The organism is Cetobacterium sp. 2A (assembly GCF_014250685.1).
Taxonomy (GTDB): domain Bacteria; phylum Fusobacteriota; class Fusobacteriia; order Fusobacteriales; family Fusobacteriaceae; genus Cetobacterium.
Genome location: NZ_JACFAJ010000006.1, coordinates 707,521 through 725,786, shown reverse-complemented (window position 1 = coordinate 725,786; position 18,266 = coordinate 707,521). Strand labels below are relative to the sequence as shown.

Sequence of the window (18,266 nt, the reverse complement as noted above, 5' to 3'; positions counted from 1 at the left end):
TTTCCGTTCCGGCATTTCCTGCTGGACAAATATAATAGTATCACATTCTAAAAAGTTCGTCAACAAGTTTTTTTATTTTTTTTACAAATAAAAAAATAGGCGAATATTCATCCGCCTATCTTCTCTTTATTTTACAACTATATTTACAATCTTTCCAGGTACTATTATAACTTTAGCCACAGTTTTATCTTCTAAATGTTTCTTAACATTTTCAATGTTTAAAGCAAGTTCTTCCAATTCTTCTTTAGAGATATTTCTATCTACTTCAACAGAACCTCTTACCTTTCCATTAACTTGAACAGCAACAACAATTTCATCAGCAATAGTTAGTGCTTCAACGTGCTCTGGCCAAGTTTCATTATATAGATATCCTTCGTTACCCATTTCAGCCCATAGCTCATCACAGAAATGAGGAGTAAATGGAGATAACATAATTACTACATTTTTCATAACTTCTCCAAATATTTTCTTAGACTCTGAACTACCTTTTCCAGCTTCTAAAATATTTGTTTTGAAATCTTGAGCTTCATTTATTAATTCCATAGTCGCAGCTATTGAAGTATTGAAATGATAATCAGCTTCGATTGATTCAGTTACTTTTTTTATAGTTTGGTGAAGTTTTCTAACTAAAGCTTTATCTTCCTTAGTTAATAAATTATAATTTACTTCTCCATTTTCCATAAATTCTTTATTTTCAAAGATTAATCTCCAAATCTTTGTTAGGAATCTATATGCTCCCGCTAGACCATTTTCATTCCACTCTAACTCTTTTTCTGGAGGTGCAGCAAACATTATAAATAATCTTGTTGTATCCGCTCCATATTTATCTATCATTATCTCTGGATCTACTCCATTATTTTTAGATTTAGACATTTTCTCTATTTTAACAACAACTTCTTCTCCTGTTGTCTTTAAGAATGCCTTTTCTCCTTTTATAGTTACATCTTCTGGATATAAGAATCTATTTTCTGCAACTGAATAATATGAAGGTCCAAGTACCATTCCTTGAGTTAGTAATCTCTTGAAAGGCTCGTTTGTAGAAATCAATCCCATATCTCTTAAAACTTTGTGGAAGAATCTTGAATATAAAAGATGCATTACAGCATGCTCTATTCCACCTATATACTGATCAACTGGAGACCATAAGTCAACTATTTCTTTACTGAATGGTAAGTCCGTATTTTTTGGATCACAATATCTTAAGAAGTACCAAGATGAATCCACGAATGTATCCATAGTATCAGTATCTCTTCTTGCCTCTCCTCCACATTTTGGACAAACAGCATGCTTGAAGCTTTCTGAAGTCTCAAGTGGGTTACCATTTCCTGTAAACTCTACGTCTGTTGGAAGTTTTACTGGAAGATTTTCATCATTTTCCATTACTACTCCACATTTTTCACAATAAAGTGCAGGAATTGGTGTTCCCCAGTATCTTTGTCTAGAAACTCCCCAATCTTTTAGTCTGTATTTAGTTGTTCTCATACCGTAACCTTTATTTTCAATGAATTCAGCTACTTTAGTAAGAGCTTCTTTCGAAGTCATTCCATTGAACTCTTCAGAGTTTGTCATTATTCCTGATCCAACAAAAGCATTTTTCATTTCATCAGCCACTATAGCTATTTCTTTTTTAGTTTCTTTATCTATAGGATTAATAACTACTTTTATAGGTAAATCGTATTTCTTTGCAAATGCAAAGTCTCTTTCATCATGAGCAGGTACGGCCATAACTGCACCAGTTCCATAGTTCATAAGAACATAGTCAGCTATCCAAAGTTGAACTTTTTCTCCATTTACTGGGTTTATTATATGCCAACCAGTAAATACTCCGTTTTTCTCTTTTCCTTCTGCTGTTCTTTCTATCATATCTGTATTTTTCATATTAGAAATAGCTTCTCTTATAGAAGGATTTGCTTTTACTATCTCTTCAACTAAAGGATGCTCAGGAGCTATAACTGCATAACTTACACCGTATATAGTATCTATTCTAGTTGTGAAAGCTGGAAGATTTTCTCCAGTTTCAGCTATTTTAAAGTTTATCTCTGTTCCATAAGATTTTCCAATCCAGTTCTTTTGCATTGTTAAAACTTTTTCAGGCCAACCTTCTTTAAGTTCCTCATGTCCTTTTAACAATTCTTCAGAGTAGTCAGTAATTTTAAAGAACCACTGCTCTAAATCTTTTTGAATAACTGGAGTTTTCGAATGTCTCCAACACATTCCATCTTCAACCTGCTCATTTGCTAAAACTGTTTGACATTCTGGACACCAGTTTACTGTAGATTTTTTCTTGTAAACAAGACCTTTTTCATACATTTTTTTGAATATCCACTGATTCCATTTATAATATTCAGGTGTATAAGAAGCTATTTCTCTATCCCAGTCATATGATAATCCTATCATTTTAAGTTGTCTTCTCATATTATCTATATTAGATTTTGTCCAAAGTGCTGGATGAACTCCGTTTTGAATTGCTGCATTCTCTGCTGGAAGTCCGAAAGAATCCCATCCCATAGGATGTAACACGTTAAACCCTTTCATTCTTTTATATCTAGCTATAACATCACCTATTGCATAGTTTCTTGCATGTCCAACGTGAAGTTTTCCAGATGGATATGGTAACATTTCAAGTACATAGTAATTTTCTTTACCTTCAACAGAATTTTCTGTTTTAAATATATTTTTACTAGCCCATTTCTCTTGCCATTTGCTTTCAATTTCTTTAAAGCTATACTCCCTCATTATATCTCACCTCTATCATCATTTTTTCTTTCATTTTTCATATAAATATACCATATATCTCTATTCTCTACAAGAAAAAAAGGGGTATAGTCTCGCACCCCTTTTTAATTACTTCTTATTCATCCAAAACTCAGTTTTTCTTTTAATTCTTTGGATACTATTGTCTATAGTTTTAAGAGTTTTATCTAATTTCTCAGCAATTTCTCTATAATTGTAACCTTTGACCATATATTCGAAAACTTCTTTTTCAAAACAACTGAAATCTTTATTGATAAAGTTTCTGAATGCCTCCATTTTTTCTTTACCAAGATAGAGTTCTTCAGGATTGTAGCTCACATATGATTCCAATCCTTTAGAATAAGCCACTTCACGTCCTTCTGAAGTTTCAATAGAACTTCCTAAGGCCGAATTTAAAGCCATGTTCTTCTGAGCATTTGCTGCCTTTATAGCCGTAACAATTTGTCTTTTAATACAAAGTGTTGCAAACGTTTTAAATGAAGCTTCCTTGCTCTCATCGAAGGCCCTTATAGCTTTTATAAGCCCAATCATCCCTTCTTGTAAAAGGTCATCCTTATCTGCTCCAACCAAAAAATAGTTCCTAGCATTAAGAAAAATAAAATTTTCGTAATTTTTTAAAATCATATTAATTGATTCCTGATCACCTTGTTGCGCTCTTAATATAATTTCTTGAGTTACTGCTTCTACAGCCATTAGTCCCCCTTTCCACTACTAATATATGGATTTGGCAATTTCTGAAAGAATTATTCCTCCCGCTACTGATACGTTTAGAGAGTTAATTTTTCCGTGCATAGGTATTTTTACTAAGAAATCACAATTTTCCTTTACTTTTTTTCTAATTCCTTCTCCTTCACTTCCCATAACAAGAACTGTCTTGTTTGGATACTTCTCATCGTAGTAAGCTTTTGCCCCTTCTCCTTCTGCTCCATATATCCAGAAATCAAGCTTTTTAAGCTGTGACATAGCTTCAGAAACATTAGTAACTTTAACTATATCAACGTGTTCTATAGCTCCTGTTGATGTCTTTATTACAGTCTCATTTATTTTAACTGAATTTCTCTCAGGAATTATTATTCCTCTAACTCCAAATATTTCAGCACTTCTTATTAAAGCACCGAAGTTTCTTGGATCTTGAACACCATCTAGTACAAGAACTATTGATTTTTCATCTTTAGCTATCTTTTCTATGAAAGCTCCAAAATCAACATAATAATCATGCTCAGTTATTAAAGCTACTATACCTTGAGAATTTTCTTCTTTTTTTGTAACATAACTTATTTTTACGTTTCTTGCTGCTGCTAAAGCTCTTAGCTTTCCTAACTTATCTTCTTTGATTCCTTTAAAAATCTCAATTTGCTCAATATTTCTTTCCTTGTTCTGTAATAACTCGATTACAGGGTTCATTCCAATTACTTTTTCCATTTATCCTCCAAATTATATTTCAACTTTTATTCTTTCTATATCTGCTCCGATAGCTCTTAATTTATTCTCAAGCTTTTCGTATCCTCTATCCACGTGGTAGATTCTATTAACTGTACTTTCTCCAGTTGATTTTAACGCAGCTAGTATAAGAGAAGCTCCAGCTCTTAAATCACTAGCCATAACCTCAGCAGAAGAGAAGTTTTCTATTCCTCTTATTATTGCAGTATTGCTATCCGCACCAATATTTGCTCCCATTCTATTAAGCTCAGGAACATGCATAAATCTATTTTCAAATATAGTTTCTCTAATTTCACTTACACCATCAATTAGACACATAAGAGTCATCATTGGTGATTGTAAATCTGTTGGGAAACCTGGATGAGGCATAGTTATAGCCACTGCAGATTTTAAGTCAGAAAGTTTAGAATTAACTTTTAAAACATCTCCGTCCAATTCAAACTTAGCTCCCATCTCTTCAAGTTTTGTCATAAAACTTTCAATGTGAGGTCTTATAACACCTTTAACTGTTATAGCTCCGTCAAACATAAGAGAAGCAACTATAAATGTCCCAGCAACTATTCTATCAGGTATGATAGAGTATTCACAAGGATACAATTTTTTCACTCCAACTATTTCTAATCTTGAAGTTCCTATTCCAGTTATTTTAGCTCCCATAGCATTTAAGAAATTACAAAGATCATCTATTTCAGGTTCTCTAGCTGCATTTTCTATAACAGTTGTTCCTGTTGCTTTTACTGCCGCCATAACAACATTTTCAGTAGCTCCAACACTTGGGAAATCAAATACAATTTTTCCACCTTTTAATTCCTCAGTGATTCCTTCTACATATCCATGCTCTATATTTATTTCAACTCCTAAAGCTTCAAATCCCTTTAAGTGAAGATCAACTGGTCTTGCCCCTATAGCACAACCACCAGGTAAAGAAACTCTAGCTCTTTTTTCATGAGCTAACATAGGTCCCATCACCAAAAATGATGCTCTCATTTTCTTTACTAAATCATATGATGCCACTAAGTTTGTTAGTCCTGTATTTTCAATTTTATATGAATGAGCATCTAATTTTTCTATTTTTAACCCTAAACTTTCCAATAAACTGATTAGAGTTTTTATATCCATAAGATCTGGAATATTTCTTAAAATATAAGTTCCTTTTTCTACCAATGTAGCAACCAATATAGGAAGTGCTGCATTTTTAGCTCCTTCTACACTAAGCATTCCTGATAAAGGTTTTCCACCATTTATTTTGAAAGCATCTACTATCATTTACTTCTCCCCTTTTCTCTTTCAAATTTATCTATCGGACATTCTTTTCCTAAAAGTACGTCCCAAATTCCAAATTTTTTGAAATTTCCAATATGAGATGGCATTTTTTCTTTAAGCTCTTTATAATGTTTTCTAGAAATTTTCTTTCCCATAGCGTAGGCATAACCCTCACTAAGACCAGATTGTACAAATTTTTGGCCTGCATTTTCTAAAGTCACATCATAATCACTGTTATCTAAAGCTTCTTTTGCCACAACTACTAATCCGATATCTCCCAATAAAGTTATTCCATCCATCAATGTGTATCTAAGACCTATTTTTTCAGCCTCTTGAATATATGGTTTGAAATATTTTAGTGGAATGTCTCTTCTCATCTTTAAAAGTACTGCATCGTGTTCTTTCATAGCTTCTAGAACTTCGATATAAGGTTTCCCATTCTCTATTTCGTCCTTATTTAAAGCTATTATGACATTTTCCTTAAACTCACCTAAGTAGTAATTTTTTTCCATTTGAGTTTTAAAAAACTTCATTCTTGCTTTTTCTTGCTGATTAATTAACTCTCTTTCCAATCAAATCACCCTTATAATAAATTTAGGTTTTTCTTGATAATTATAACATATATTTAAAAAAAAGTGTTATAATTTAAATATCACATTAAATGCGAGGAGGTCGTTTTGATGAAGCAATTTGTATTTTTTTTACTTATAATATCTCTTTTTCATCTTTCAAAAGATATTTCTATTTCCTCTTCTGAATCCCCTATAAAAATTAGCGGAATTGTAAAATCTAAAGATGTTTCTCTTGGAAATACCCAAGTTTCTTTTATAAACAGTGAAAACGAAATTTTTTCCACACAGGCTGATTTTGCAGGTAGATTTTCAATTTATCTTCCCAAAACTAAATACCGAATAGTTGCTGAAAAATTTGGATATAGACTTGAAAATCCTAATAAAATGATGCAAAATTTTCTAAAAGATGGAAATGAAAAATCTCTTGTTATCGAGATGATTAAGTTTCCATCCGTTGTAGAAGGAAGAATTTTAAATCAAGACGGCGAACCAATACCTAAGGCTTCTGTTAAAATAAAAGCTGGTGAAAATACAATTGACATTCAAGCCAATGAATTTGGAATTTTCAACTCAGAAACTCCAAGTGGATTAGTTTCTATATTTGCTACGAAATCGGGATATTTCGGAAATGGAGTAGCTGTACTTTTAGAAGAAGAAATTTTAAGAAACAACATAACAATTATGCTTCAAAAAAAATTACATAGTATCTCTGGAGTCGTAAGTGATGGAGTTGAAGCTATGCAAGATTTAGAAATACTATTAATAGATAGAAATTCAAATTTTATACTTCAAAAAACTAAAACTAACAACATTGGTTTTTATGAACTTTTAGATATTCCAAGTCAAAAAAATGTCCTGTTAAAAATAAAAGGAACAGATAAAAACGAGGATTTCATATCTCAAAGTATAAAAGTCGATTCAAATATAAAAAATTATAATATATTTCTAGTAAAATAAAAAAGGAGGAATTTTTCCTCCTTTTTTTAGTCTTTCATTATATCAAGTGTGGCTTTCGCATTCAAATCTAGTCCTGCAAAAACTTCTTTTCCATTTGGAAATTCCATCTTATAATGTCCAGCTACCGCTATCATAGCAGCATTGTCTGTACATAAACTCATAGATGGATAAGCAACCTTTATTCCTTTAGACTCAGCCCTTTTAGCAAGTTCACTTCTTAAAAGAGAATTTGCTGCAACTCCACCTGCTACAACTATTTGTTTCACATTTTTATCTATAGCAGCTTTTAGTGTCTTTTTACAAAGAATATCCACAACTTTATGTTGGAAAGAGGCCGCTAAATCTTCTGGCTTAAATTCTTCATTTTTCATTTTCATTTTATTTACAAAATTTATTACTGAAGTTTTTATTCCAGAAAAACTAAATTCATATCCATCTACCTTTGGCTCTGGTATTGGAAGAAAATCTTTATTCCCTTTGTAATACATCTTATCTACAACTGGACCACCTGGATAACCAATCCCCATTACTCTAGCAACTTTATCATAACTTTCACCAACAGCGTCATCTAAAGTTCCACCTAAATTCACAAAATTATGTTGTTCATCTATATATATGATATTTGTATGTCCACCAGATACAACTAATGCAATACATGGCAATTCAACATCATGTTCTATAAAGTTTGCATAAATATGAGCTTTTATATGATGAACTGGTATTATTGGAATATTGTGAGCATAAGAAATTCCTTTGGCAAAAGAAACTCCAACTAACAAAGCACCAATCAACCCTGGAGCATAAGTCACTGCAATATAATCTACATCATCTAAAGTGATTTTAGCTTCTTTTAAACTTTCATCAAGTATTGTTGCTATATTTTTTATATGATGTCTTGAAGCTATCTCGGGTACAACTCCACCATATTCTTTATGAATCTCTATCTGTGAAGAAATATTATTCGAAAGAATCGTTTTCCCATCTTTTATTACAGCTACTGAAGTTTCATCACAAGATGTCTCTATTCCTAAAATTATCATTTATATCACCCTTTACATTCTTAATGCTATAGATTATACCACAATTATTATCTTACAGATAATCCTCTTTTTCTAAAAATCTCTCTAGCATTTTCTAATCTTTCTGGACTTAGAGCTTCAGTTCCTTTTAATGAGTAATGTTCTCCAATATTTTCCCACTTATATTCTCCCATGCTGTGATATGGTAGAAGTTCAACTTTTTCAACATTATCAAGAGTAACTACATAATCTGCCAATTTATTTAAGAAGGCATCATTATCTGTAACTCCTGGAACTATTACGTGTCTAATCCATACTTTTTTACCTATCTCTTTTAAATACTCAGCGAACTCTAAAACCGGTCCAAGTTCAACTTTAGTTAAACTCTTATGAGCTTCTGGATCGATACATTTTATATCTAAAAGAACAAGGTCTGTATATTCAAGAGCTTCTTTAACTTTATCATTTAAAATATAACCAGAAGTATCTACTGTTGTATGTATTCCATCTTCTTTACAAAGCTTAAAAAGCTCTTTAACGTACTCAGGCTGAATAAATGGTTCTCCTCCTGTTATTGTAACTCCACCAGATTTTATATAACTTTTATATTTGCTTATTTCTTTGAAAGTTTCTTGTGGAGTCTCACGATATTTAGCATCTTCCTTTTTCCAAGTATCTGCATTATGGCAATATCTACATCTCAATGGACATCCTTGTGTAAACACAACATATCTTATTCCAGGTCCATCAACTGTTCCGAAGCTCTCGTGTGAATGTATAAATCCTTTTGTTTCCATCTTTTCCTCCATTTTTTCAAAAAAATAGGGAGACTATATAGTCTCCCTAACATTAATTTCTGTAAATTACATTGCTCCGTTTATTGTTCTAGAGATAACATCTAGTTGTTGAGCTTTAGTTAGTTTTACGAAGTTTACTGCATATCCTGAAACTCTGATTGTTAATTGAGGGTAGTTTTCTGGGTTTGCCATAGCATCCTCAAGTAAGTTTCTATCAAATACGTTAACGTTTAAGTGTTGTCCACCATTTGGAGTGAAGTATCCATCCATTAGGTTAGTCATGTTGTCTATTCTCTCTTCTGGTGTTTTTCCTAAAGCAGCTGGAGTTATAGCGAAAGTATAAGAAATTCCGTCTCCTGCGTGCTCGAATGGAAGCTTAGCAACTGAAGCAAGTGCAGCAACAGCTCCTCTAGTATCTCTTCCGTTCATTGGGTTAGCTCCTGGTGAGAATGGAGTTCCAGCTGGTCTTCCACAAGGAGTAGTTCCAGTTTTCTTTCCATAAACAACGTTTGAAGTTATTGTTAATATTGATTGAGTAGCTTTTGCTCCTCTGTATGTTTCATGAGTTCTGATGTAGTTCATGAATTTCTCAGTAATTTCTACTGCTAATTTATCTGTGTTGTCATCGTTGTTTCCGAACGCAACGTATTCTCCTTCTCTTTCGAAGTCTACTGCGATTCCTCTTTCGTCTCTGATAACTTTAACTTTTGCATCTCTAATTGCAGCAAGTGAGTCAGCAACTATTGAAAGTCCAGCGATACCTGAAGCTTGGATTCTTCCAACTTCTGCATCATGTAGAGCCATTTCGAAAGCCTCATATGAATACTTATCATGCATGTAGTGGATAACTTTAAGAGCATTGATGTAAACTCCTGCTAACCATTTTAACATTGCATCATATTTTTCCATAACTTCATCGAAATCTAAGTACTCAGAAGTGATTCCTTCGAATCTTGGAGCAACTTGTACTCCAGACTTCTCGTCTTTTCCTCCGTTTATAGCATATAGTAAAGCTTTTGGTAAGTTTACTCTAGCTCCGAAGAATTGCATTTGCTTACCAATTTTCATTGGAGATACGCAACAAGCGATTCCATAGTCGTCTCCGTACTCAGGTCTCATTAAGTCATCGTTCTCATATTGGATAGCTGATGTATCGATAGATACTTTTGAACAGAACTTTTTCCAGTTTTCTGGAGATTTAACTGACCATAATACTGTTAAGTTAGGCTCTGGAGCTGGTCCTAGGTTGTAAAGAGTATTTAAGTATCTGAATGAAGTTCTAGTTACTAGAGTTCTTCCGTCAACACCTTCTCCTCCTAGAGATTCAGTTACCCAAGTTGGGTCTCCTGAGAATAAATCGTTATATTCTGGAGTTCTTAGGAATCTTATGATTCTTAATTTTATGATAAATTGGTCGATCATTTCTTGAGCTTCTTGCTCAGTGATGATTCCAGCTTTTAAATCTTTTTCAATGAAGATGTCTAAGAAAGTTGAAGTTCTTCCGATTGACATTGCAGCTCCATCTTGATCTTTAGTTGCAGCTAAGTAACCAAAGTATAACCATTGTACTGCTTCTTTTGCGTTTGCAGCTGGTCTAGTTACGTCGAATCCATAAGATGCACACATCTTAACAAAAGTCTTAAGAGCACCGATTTGATCACTAGTCTCTTCTCTTCTTCTTAAGATATCTTCAGTTAATTCAGGAGCCTCAAGCTTTTTAAGTTCAGCTTTTCTTTCCTCTATTAATCTGTTTACTCCGTATAGAGCTACTCTTCTGTAGTCTCCTATTATTCTTCCTCTTCCGTAAGCATCTGGTAATCCAGTAACGATTCCTGATCTTCTTACAGCTTTCATATCATCAGTATAAGCAGAGAATACTCCTTCATTATGAGTTTTTCTGTATCTTGAAAATATTTCTTTAGTTATTGGATCTATTTCGTATCCATAAGCTTCAAGAGAGTTCTCAACCATTCTTAATCCACCTTTAGGGTAGATTCCTCTTTTTAGAGGAGCATCAGTTTGAAGACCAACGATTACTTCTGCATCTTTTTCGATGTATCCAGGTCCATAAGTATCAATTGCTTGAGGTGTTCTAGTTTCTGCGTCATAAACTCCTCTTTCATTTTCCTCTTTGAACATTTCTGTTAACTTGTTCCAAACTTTTTTAGTATTTTCAGTAGCACCTGCTAAGAACTTATCATCACCTGTATAAGGTGTGTAGTTATTCTGGATAAAATCTCTAACATTAATTTCTTTCTTCCAAAGATCCCCTTTGAAATCTTGCCAATAAGACTGTAAATTCTCCATGCTTCCTCCTAAAGTTTCATATATTAAAAATATGTATAATATAATTTAAAAAAATAATTTCTTTAAAATTTAAGTTCTGTTTAACAATATGTTGTGATTATAGCACCTTTTTTAATCACTGTCAAACATAAACTATTTGAAATTGATGATTTTTTGAAAATTATACTTTTTTTGTATAGTTGTATGATTTATACGATATTTTTGTTCGTTTCTATTATCTTTTTAACTTCTGTATGCAATACTTTTAACTCTTCATGAGACAATTTTTTTACATGAATGGGTTTTCCGATAACTATTTTTACTCTTTTTCCAATGTTAATTAGAACTGAACTTCTTTTTTGTATCTCTCTAGTCCCAACTATTGTTATCGGGATGATTATTCCATCTGTTTCTACAGCTAATTTGAAACTTCCTTTTTTAAATTCTCCAATATTTCCGTCTGAACTTCTCTCTCCCTCTGGAAAAATAACCGTTGGATATCCATTTTTAGCTATCTCCACAGCTTTTTTTATACTCTTTATTCCCTCTCTAGGATTGCTTCTATCTAAAAATATACAGTTACTTTTCTTCATCCAAGTCGAATAAAAAGGCCAATTTTCCATCTCTTTTTTAGCGACAAATCCAACAAGCATTGGAAACGAAGATATTATAACCGGTATATCAAAATTACTTTCATGATTTGAAACTAAAACTATTCCTTCACTTTTATCAAGTTTCATAATAGCTTCTTTATCGACATACTGAACCTCTACCTTTACTCTTAGAACTTTAAGTAGAGATGTTCCAAGAAATTTCATTTGCTTTCTAGCCTCATCTACTGCGAATCTTTCTTTCATTTTGTTAATTCTTGATAAATGAAATATTGTAATATAAATAAAAATTGCTACTGCCGTAAAAATTGCGAGTATTAATCCTAACATTATTTTCCCCCTAATCTTTATTTATAATTTTTTTTATATCTTCGTATTGATATCCTTTCCTCATAAGTGAGGCTATTTTTTTATTTTTGTCTCTATCTCCAAGTTTTTCCCATTCTTTTTGTAAATCTTCGGTCTCTTTTTGACCATTTGAATCTAAAACCTCTTCTACTATAGATGAAGGTACACCCTTTAACCTCAAATTATATTGAAGTTTCACTCTTCCACCTCTATGAGTGTTCACATAATTCTTTGCAAATTCATAGTCATCTAGGTATCCTTTTTCTTCAAGAATAGATATAATTTTCTTCAAAATTGAATCCTGTTTGTATTTTAAAAGTAATTTTTGATAAAGTTCTTTTCTAGAATAATCTCTTTTTGCTAGTAGATAATACGAAGTAGAGAGAGCAGCTATCTCAATTAGCTCAAAATATTCTTTTTGAGTCAGCTCCTCTCTCTTTCTTAAGTTATATTCACTTATTTTATCAAAACTCAGTCCTATTATAACTCCATTTGCAAAAAGAACTTTATTTCCACTTATGCTCTCTATTTTAATAATATTTCCCACAATCTTTCGCCTCGTTCTCTTATGACTTTTCTATATACTGCATAACAGTTTCAGGTGTAAGAAGCTTCATACAGTTAAAATGCCCTTTTGGACACTCTTTATCTCCGTGCAAACTACACGGAGAACAGCTCTCTTTTCTATATATCAAAATACTATTTTCATCATAATCAAACATCCAAGGACTTGTTGGTCCAAATATAACATAGGCCTTACACTTTACACCTCTTGCAATATGAAACGGTCCTGAATCATTTGTTACTAAAAATTTTGACTGAGATAATAATGCTCCGCTCTCTTTTAACGAAAGTTCTCCAGCTAAATTTATAGCCACATTTCCACTTATTTCTCTTATTTTTTCGCATATGGCTCTTTCATCTTTGGAACCAATGATAATTGGGGCTACTCCATATTTTTCAAATATAATTTTAGCTAATTTTCCAAATCCTTCCGGTGTCCACTTTTTAGTTTCCTTTGAAGCTCCAGGAGCTAAAACAGGATGACCTACATATTCTTTAACTTTATCTTTATCTGATTCCGAATATGGAAAATTTAAATCTTCACCTTTATACTCAAGACCAAAGTCTTCAAATGCACCAAAATAATTTTTTACTATCGTATTATCTACTTCATATTTAGAAAGTTTTAGCTTAACTAAAATTGTTTTTTCCCAACTACGTTTTTTATATCTGTATGTCTTAACTCCAATAGCTCCACTTATTATTATAGATCTTGCTTTTGCATGTAAATCAAATATATAATCATATCCATTCTCTTTTAGCTTTTTTCCAAATTTAACAATATTTGAAATTCCATCATTTTCACCCTTTTTAAAGAGAATCACGTTATCTACATAGGGTGATCCTTCTATTGCATCTTTAAATTTATCTAAAACTAAAAAATCAATAATTGAATCTGGATATTTTTCTTTAAACTCTTTCAATACTGGAGTTGTTAAAATTACATCTCCAATTGAACTTAATCTTATCACTAATATTCTCAACTTTTTTTTTCCTTTCCCCTAAAAAATTTTTTAATTTTCTTTCTTAGCTTTCCATAAAAATGGAGATACTCATTTAATAATTTTGCACCCCTATAATAAATCGAATTATCATATTCAAAAACCTTCTTATGACAACTTTCTTCCAAATAAATAAACTCGTATGATGCTCCAAATCCTCCGTAGATATTTCTCTTCATTTTAGCATCTATCAGATAAATTTCATCTTCAACTATCATAAAATTTGAAAGTTGTGAGTCCCCATGTAAATATCCACTTTCATGAATCTTTCTTAACTCCTTTTCCACTAAACTTAAATCTTCTAGTTTAGAGTTTCTTCCATCAAGAAAAGATGATACTAAAAATGAATCTACAACAACTGGACCTATCTTTTTTTCAAAATATCCAATTCCTTTTGGACCCTTAAATCCTTCGTCTAATATCTTGTTATAGTTATCAAACTCTCTTTTACTTTCACTACCTCTAAAAATAGATAAAAATCTTTGCCAAACTCTTTTATTCTTTTCAGTTGGAACTTTATAAACATATCTATTTCCTAAAACTTCTACCAAATAAACTTTACTTCTTTGATCATCTTTTAAAGTTTTTAAAACATTAAAATTTTGATTTTTAATCGCCATCAAAATGTCTTTTTTACTCTCTTTTTCAGAATAAAATTTCAACATAATTTATCCAATACTTTTTCCGGCGTAATATCCATCATGCATTTAAAATGACCTTTAGGACATTTATCTCCACCATGTATAGAACACGGTCTACAATCTAAATTTTCTATCTGTAAAACTTCACTATTTGTTGACCAAGGAGTAAATCCAAATTCTTTTATTGTTGGACCAAATATTGCTAATATATGAGGTTTTTCCCAAGCAGAAGCAATATGGATTGGAGATGAATCATTTGTTAAAACAATGTCCGCTCTTTTCAGTACCTCAGCTAGTCCAAGAAGAGTCGTACAACCTCTCAAATCTATTGTATAATCTGAATATACAATATTTAATCCCTTCTCATCTGCTCCACCAACTATTATAACAGTAATATTTTCTTTTTTTTCTAATTCTTTTATAACTTGATTAAAATAATCCAAAGGCCATTTTTTTGTAAACCATCTGCTTCCTGGTGCTATAACAATTACTTTTTTATTTGAAAGGTTTTTTTCTTCCCAAAATTTATCAACTTTCTTTATATCTTCATCTCCGGGATAAAGTTCAATTTTATAATCTCTAGCTGGTTTCCCACCCTCTATAAAAGAAAGAATTTTTTCTACTTCATGAAGTTTTTTATCATACTTTATTTTTTTTGTAAATAAAAATGATCCACTTGCTACATCATACCCTAATCTTATTGGAGCTCTTGTTAACCAAGAAAGAACCGAACTTCTTAAATATCTATGTAAACTTATCACCATATTAAAATTTTCATATCTCAATCTTTTTCCTAATTGAAAAATACCATTTATTCCACTATGTGCTTTTCTCTTATCATATTCAATAATTTCAGAGATATCTGGATTATTTCTTAAAATTTGAGCTCCAACTGGAGTTGTAACATAAGTAATTTTACTTTCAGGATATATATCTTTTATTTTTCTAATCAATGGAGTAGAAAGAACTATATCTCCTATAAATGCCGTATGTATTATTAATATTCTCATAATCGTCTCCTACTTATCTAACACTTTTGAAATCGCTTTTAAAATCTCTTTTTCAACATCTTCATTATAGCTGTCGAAATTTTTATGAGAGTAATTTTCTTTTTTATTATTTAAATCTGGAATTACATATTCCACTTTATCGTTTCCAAATACTCCCCATCTTTTAGGACTTTGGCTTGGTTTTTTAGGATATATGGCAACTATATCCTTCTGTAATGATCCAGCTATATGTGTAGGTCCTGTTGATCCACCCAAATAAACTGTAGCCTTTTCTATTATAGCAGCAATATTCAATAATTCTCCGCCATTTGCATAAAGATAAACTCCTTCTCTATCAATTTTATCAACAAGAGCTTCTCCTCTTTCTTCTTCTGATATATGAGAGGTAATAATTATATCTGTATCTTCATGCTCATCTTTTACTTTTCTTAATAAGTTAGCATACTCATCATCACTTATATTTTTAGCTGATCCACCCATAAATGGATTCACAACCAATGTTTTACTCTTTATATTTTTGGCACTAAAGAATGCTTCAGCTGCCAATCTATGTTTTTCTTCTAAAATAATATTGGTATTTATTTCAAATTTCTCTTCGAACATTTTAGAATTAATTTTTTTAACCAAATCTAAATTATATTCTGCCTCATTTTTTATAGAACTAGAACGTTTTTGCCATACCCCTTTATTGAATGCAAAAATCGAATACAATTTTGATATTGGGCCTATTTTCATTTTAGCTTTACTCGCTCTTGCTAATTCTGCAACAAATTTATCCACATATAAAGCTATAAATATATCAGCTTTAAAATATGAAATTTTTTCTAGTAATTCTTTTTGTCTATAATCATCTATTTTCAAAACTCTATCTATATAAGGTAGATTTTTAACAATCTCATAATTATATTTTCTTACCAGAACAGTTATTTCTGCCTCTGGAAACATTTTTCTTACCATATAAAAACTGGGAATAGAAAGTACTAAATCTCCAATTTTATCAGTTCTTGATATTATTATTTTCATTATAAGCTCCATTTTTATATATTTCTCTAAGTTTAAAATATTTTACCATAGAGTACATAGCACTTGTAGTTGCAATTACAAATCCTTCTACTCCGTCCAAAAATCCAAGTCTAATTATATACATTCTTATAAATTTAAAAAGGGGATTAAATACTATTTGAAAAATAGAACTTTTCTTTCCTTTTCTATAATAATCTAGAGCTCCCTCAGTTGTATATCTATTAAATTTAGTAAAGTAGTCCTGTAGAGTCAAATAGCTATGATGATAAATAATATCTTTCTTATTTATTTTGTAGATTTTATCCTCAGTTACAAACTGCTCATGTACTGTATTATCATTAAATTTTCCACTCGTTTTTGTAAAAAGTCTAACTGCGTAAGATTTTCCCCAGCCTCCATGTTTTAAAACTTTTCCAAAACATACTGAAACTCTATTTATTTCAAATACTTTTTTTTCACTTTCATTCTCTATAATCTCTTTAATTTTATCTGCTAATTCCAAACTAACTTCTTCGTCAGCATCTATAGCCAATATCCATTCTCCATTACTATTCTCTATAGCAAAGTTTCTTTGTAAACCGTACCCCTTCCACGGATGGAAAATAAATTTAGCATTATACTTTTCAGCTATCTCTTTTGTTTTGTCCGTAGAACCACTATCAACTATTACTATTTCATCTGCAATATTTTTTATTGAATTTAATGTTCTATCTAAATTCTTTTCTTCATTAAAAGTTATCATAGCAACTGTTAGCTTCATATTTCTCCGTTTCTTCTCTTTTTTTACCATAATTATAGCAAAAAAAAAGAAAATAAGCGAGCCGGGTAAACTCGCTTATTTTCTTAAAAATATTTAGGGTTAGACTAAAACATATGAATCTAAAAAGTGGGGTTTAAAAATTATTTGGAATATGGTGCCTGAAGACGGATTCGAACCATCGACCGCTCGGGTATGAACCGAGTGCTCTAGCCAACTGAGCTATTCAGGCTTATGATTATTTATAATACATTATAATATATATTCTGTCAATGGTCTTTTTGACAGTTTTTGATATTTTTTTAACAAAAAAAGAGAGCTTTAAGCTCTCCCTTGATTCTCTTATTTATCTTTCCATAGCCCATGAATATTACAATATTCTTTTGCAGAAACCTTAGATCCTTTAGGAACTTTAAAATAAGCTTCAGGTGCTTCACCAGGTTTTAAGAATTTTCTATACTGAAAATCATCTACAAAAATCTCTATAAATTCAATATAATGTTCAGGTAGCATTGGATGCGCAGCATCTTTTCCAACCTTCACTAAATAACCATCTTCTTTTTCTTCAATATAAGGCACATGTTTTTCTGTAGATGCATCCTGAGTTTTAGGAACTAAAAGCTCTAAATTTTCAAGAACATGCTCAGAATCACCATTAACAATAATTGACTCTAATAATACTCCACATTTTCCACACTTGTAAATATCAAACTGTTTCATAATATTATCAACCTCCTTAAATTTAAACCTGATTTATTTATTCAAACAACTTTTACAAATTCCTTTAAAATATAAGTGACGCTCATCTATTTTGTAATCGCTTAGTTGTGAAATATTTAACTCACCAAAATTAATATCTAAGTCCTCTATTTTGCCACATTTTTCACATTTAAAATGTCCATGAACTCCTGTATCTACATCGTATCTAGTCTCATTTTCCTCTATAACTAGAACTTTCACAATGTTTTTCTCAATAAATAAACCTAAAGTATTATATACTGTAGTTTTAGATAATGTTGGAATCTCTGGAGCTAAAGCTTTATATATGGTATCTACATTAGGATGATTTTTATGTTCCAAAAGATATTGAAATATTTTAATCCTTTGATATGAGGGTTTTATATCATGTTTCTTTAAATGAATTCCTATCTCCTCTATGTTCATCATACCTTTTTTCTCCTTCCTAATTTGAAATGAATACATACTTAATAATATACCATTTT

Annotated in this window: 18 protein-coding genes and 1 tRNA gene; 1 reads left to right on the top strand and 18 read right to left on the bottom strand. The window is 31.3% G+C overall.

Annotated features, from left to right (window positions below):
* Positions 1-126: 126 nt before the first annotated feature.
* The 5 genes from leuS to H3N56_RS07345 all read right to left on the bottom strand — a co-directional run bounded on the left by leuS (position 127) and on the right by H3N56_RS07345 (position 6,029).
* Complete coding sequence (gene leuS / locus H3N56_RS07365) at positions 127-2,736, bottom strand: leucine--tRNA ligase (RefSeq protein ID WP_185880569.1); 2,610 nt, start codon at positions 2,734-2,736, stop codon at positions 127-129.
* A 108-nt stretch (positions 2,737-2,844) separates the two neighbouring features.
* The gene (locus tag H3N56_RS07360) at positions 2,845-3,447 is read right to left on the bottom strand and encodes a sigma-70 family RNA polymerase sigma factor (RefSeq protein WP_185880568.1); all 603 of its coding nucleotides are present in this window, start codon (positions 3,445-3,447) and stop codon (positions 2,845-2,847) included.
* An 18-nt stretch (positions 3,448-3,465) separates the two neighbouring features.
* Positions 3,466-4,176, bottom strand: coding sequence for a 23S rRNA (guanosine(2251)-2'-O)-methyltransferase RlmB (gene rlmB / locus H3N56_RS07355; RefSeq protein WP_185880567.1), 711 nt, complete (start codon positions 4,174-4,176; stop codon positions 3,466-3,468).
* 12 nt (positions 4,177-4,188) lie between these two features.
* The gene (murA, locus tag H3N56_RS07350; protein ID WP_185881096.1) at positions 4,189-5,457 is read right to left on the bottom strand and encodes a UDP-N-acetylglucosamine 1-carboxyvinyltransferase; all 1,269 of its coding nucleotides are present in this window, start codon (positions 5,455-5,457) and stop codon (positions 4,189-4,191) included.
* Positions 5,457-6,029: a DUF1694 domain-containing protein gene (locus H3N56_RS07345; RefSeq protein WP_185880566.1), complete on the bottom strand. Its 573-nt coding sequence runs from the start codon at positions 6,027-6,029 to the stop codon at positions 5,457-5,459. Before H3N56_RS07345 ends, murA begins: the two co-directional genes overlap by 1 nt.
* Positions 6,030-6,137: 108 nt before the next feature.
* Between H3N56_RS07345 and H3N56_RS07340 the strand changes: the two genes are divergently transcribed.
* Positions 6,138-6,986, top strand: coding sequence for a carboxypeptidase-like regulatory domain-containing protein (locus H3N56_RS07340; protein WP_185880565.1), 849 nt, complete (start codon positions 6,138-6,140; stop codon positions 6,984-6,986).
* A 26-nt stretch (positions 6,987-7,012) separates the two neighbouring features.
* Here H3N56_RS07340 and tsaD read toward each other — a convergent pair whose 3' ends face one another.
* The 13 genes from tsaD to H3N56_RS07275 all read right to left on the bottom strand — a co-directional run bounded on the left by tsaD (position 7,013) and on the right by H3N56_RS07275 (position 18,207).
* Complete coding sequence (gene tsaD / locus H3N56_RS07335) at positions 7,013-8,026, bottom strand: tRNA (adenosine(37)-N6)-threonylcarbamoyltransferase complex transferase subunit TsaD (RefSeq protein WP_185880564.1); 1,014 nt, start codon at positions 8,024-8,026, stop codon at positions 7,013-7,015.
* 47 nt (positions 8,027-8,073) lie between these two features.
* The gene (pflA, locus tag H3N56_RS07330; protein WP_185880563.1) at positions 8,074-8,802 is read right to left on the bottom strand and encodes a pyruvate formate-lyase-activating protein; all 729 of its coding nucleotides are present in this window, start codon (positions 8,800-8,802) and stop codon (positions 8,074-8,076) included.
* Between the two features lie 66 nt (positions 8,803-8,868).
* Positions 8,869-11,109, bottom strand: coding sequence for a formate C-acetyltransferase (pflB, locus tag H3N56_RS07325; RefSeq protein ID WP_185880562.1), 2,241 nt, complete (start codon positions 11,107-11,109; stop codon positions 8,869-8,871).
* Between the two features lie 188 nt (positions 11,110-11,297).
* On the bottom strand, positions 11,298-12,029 hold the full coding sequence (locus H3N56_RS07320; RefSeq protein WP_185880561.1) for a 1-acyl-sn-glycerol-3-phosphate acyltransferase: 732 nt from the start codon (positions 12,027-12,029) through the stop codon (positions 11,298-11,300).
* A gap of 10 nt (positions 12,030-12,039) precedes the next feature.
* The gene (locus H3N56_RS07315) at positions 12,040-12,594 is read right to left on the bottom strand and encodes a regulatory protein RecX (protein WP_185880560.1); all 555 of its coding nucleotides are present in this window, start codon (positions 12,592-12,594) and stop codon (positions 12,040-12,042) included.
* 19 nt (positions 12,595-12,613) lie between these two features.
* Entirely contained in the window at positions 12,614-13,594 is a 981-nt protein-coding gene (locus H3N56_RS07310) for a glycosyltransferase family 9 protein (RefSeq protein ID WP_185880559.1), read from the bottom strand.
* The gene (locus H3N56_RS07305) at positions 13,591-14,277 is read right to left on the bottom strand and encodes a lipopolysaccharide core heptose(II) kinase RfaY (RefSeq protein WP_185880558.1); all 687 of its coding nucleotides are present in this window, start codon (positions 14,275-14,277) and stop codon (positions 13,591-13,593) included. The genes H3N56_RS07310 and H3N56_RS07305 overlap by 4 nt, the downstream gene beginning before the upstream one ends.
* Positions 14,271-15,263 carry a glycosyltransferase family 9 protein gene (locus tag H3N56_RS07300; protein ID WP_185880557.1) on the bottom strand — a complete coding sequence of 331 codons (993 nt, stop codon included), beginning with the start codon at positions 15,261-15,263 and terminating at the stop codon, positions 14,271-14,273. Before H3N56_RS07300 ends, H3N56_RS07305 begins: the two co-directional genes overlap by 7 nt.
* Positions 15,264-15,272: 9 nt before the next feature.
* Entirely contained in the window at positions 15,273-16,286 is a 1,014-nt protein-coding gene (locus tag H3N56_RS07295; protein WP_370521059.1) for a glycosyltransferase family 9 protein, read from the bottom strand.
* Positions 16,261-17,046: a glycosyltransferase family 2 protein gene (locus tag H3N56_RS07290; protein ID WP_185880555.1), complete on the bottom strand. Its 786-nt coding sequence runs from the start codon at positions 17,044-17,046 to the stop codon at positions 16,261-16,263. Before H3N56_RS07290 ends, H3N56_RS07295 begins: the two co-directional genes overlap by 26 nt.
* Before the next feature lie 152 nt (positions 17,047-17,198).
* Positions 17,199-17,275, bottom strand: a tRNA-Met gene (locus H3N56_RS07285).
* A 110-nt stretch (positions 17,276-17,385) separates the two neighbouring features.
* Positions 17,386-17,763 carry a desulfoferrodoxin family protein gene (locus H3N56_RS07280; protein WP_185880554.1) on the bottom strand — a complete coding sequence of 126 codons (378 nt, stop codon included), beginning with the start codon at positions 17,761-17,763 and terminating at the stop codon, positions 17,386-17,388.
* A 33-nt stretch (positions 17,764-17,796) separates the two neighbouring features.
* A complete protein-coding gene (locus H3N56_RS07275) occupies positions 17,797-18,207 on the bottom strand; it encodes a Fur family transcriptional regulator (RefSeq protein ID WP_185881095.1) in 411 nt (136 codons plus the stop codon).
* Between the last annotated feature and the right edge of the window lie 59 nt (positions 18,208-18,266).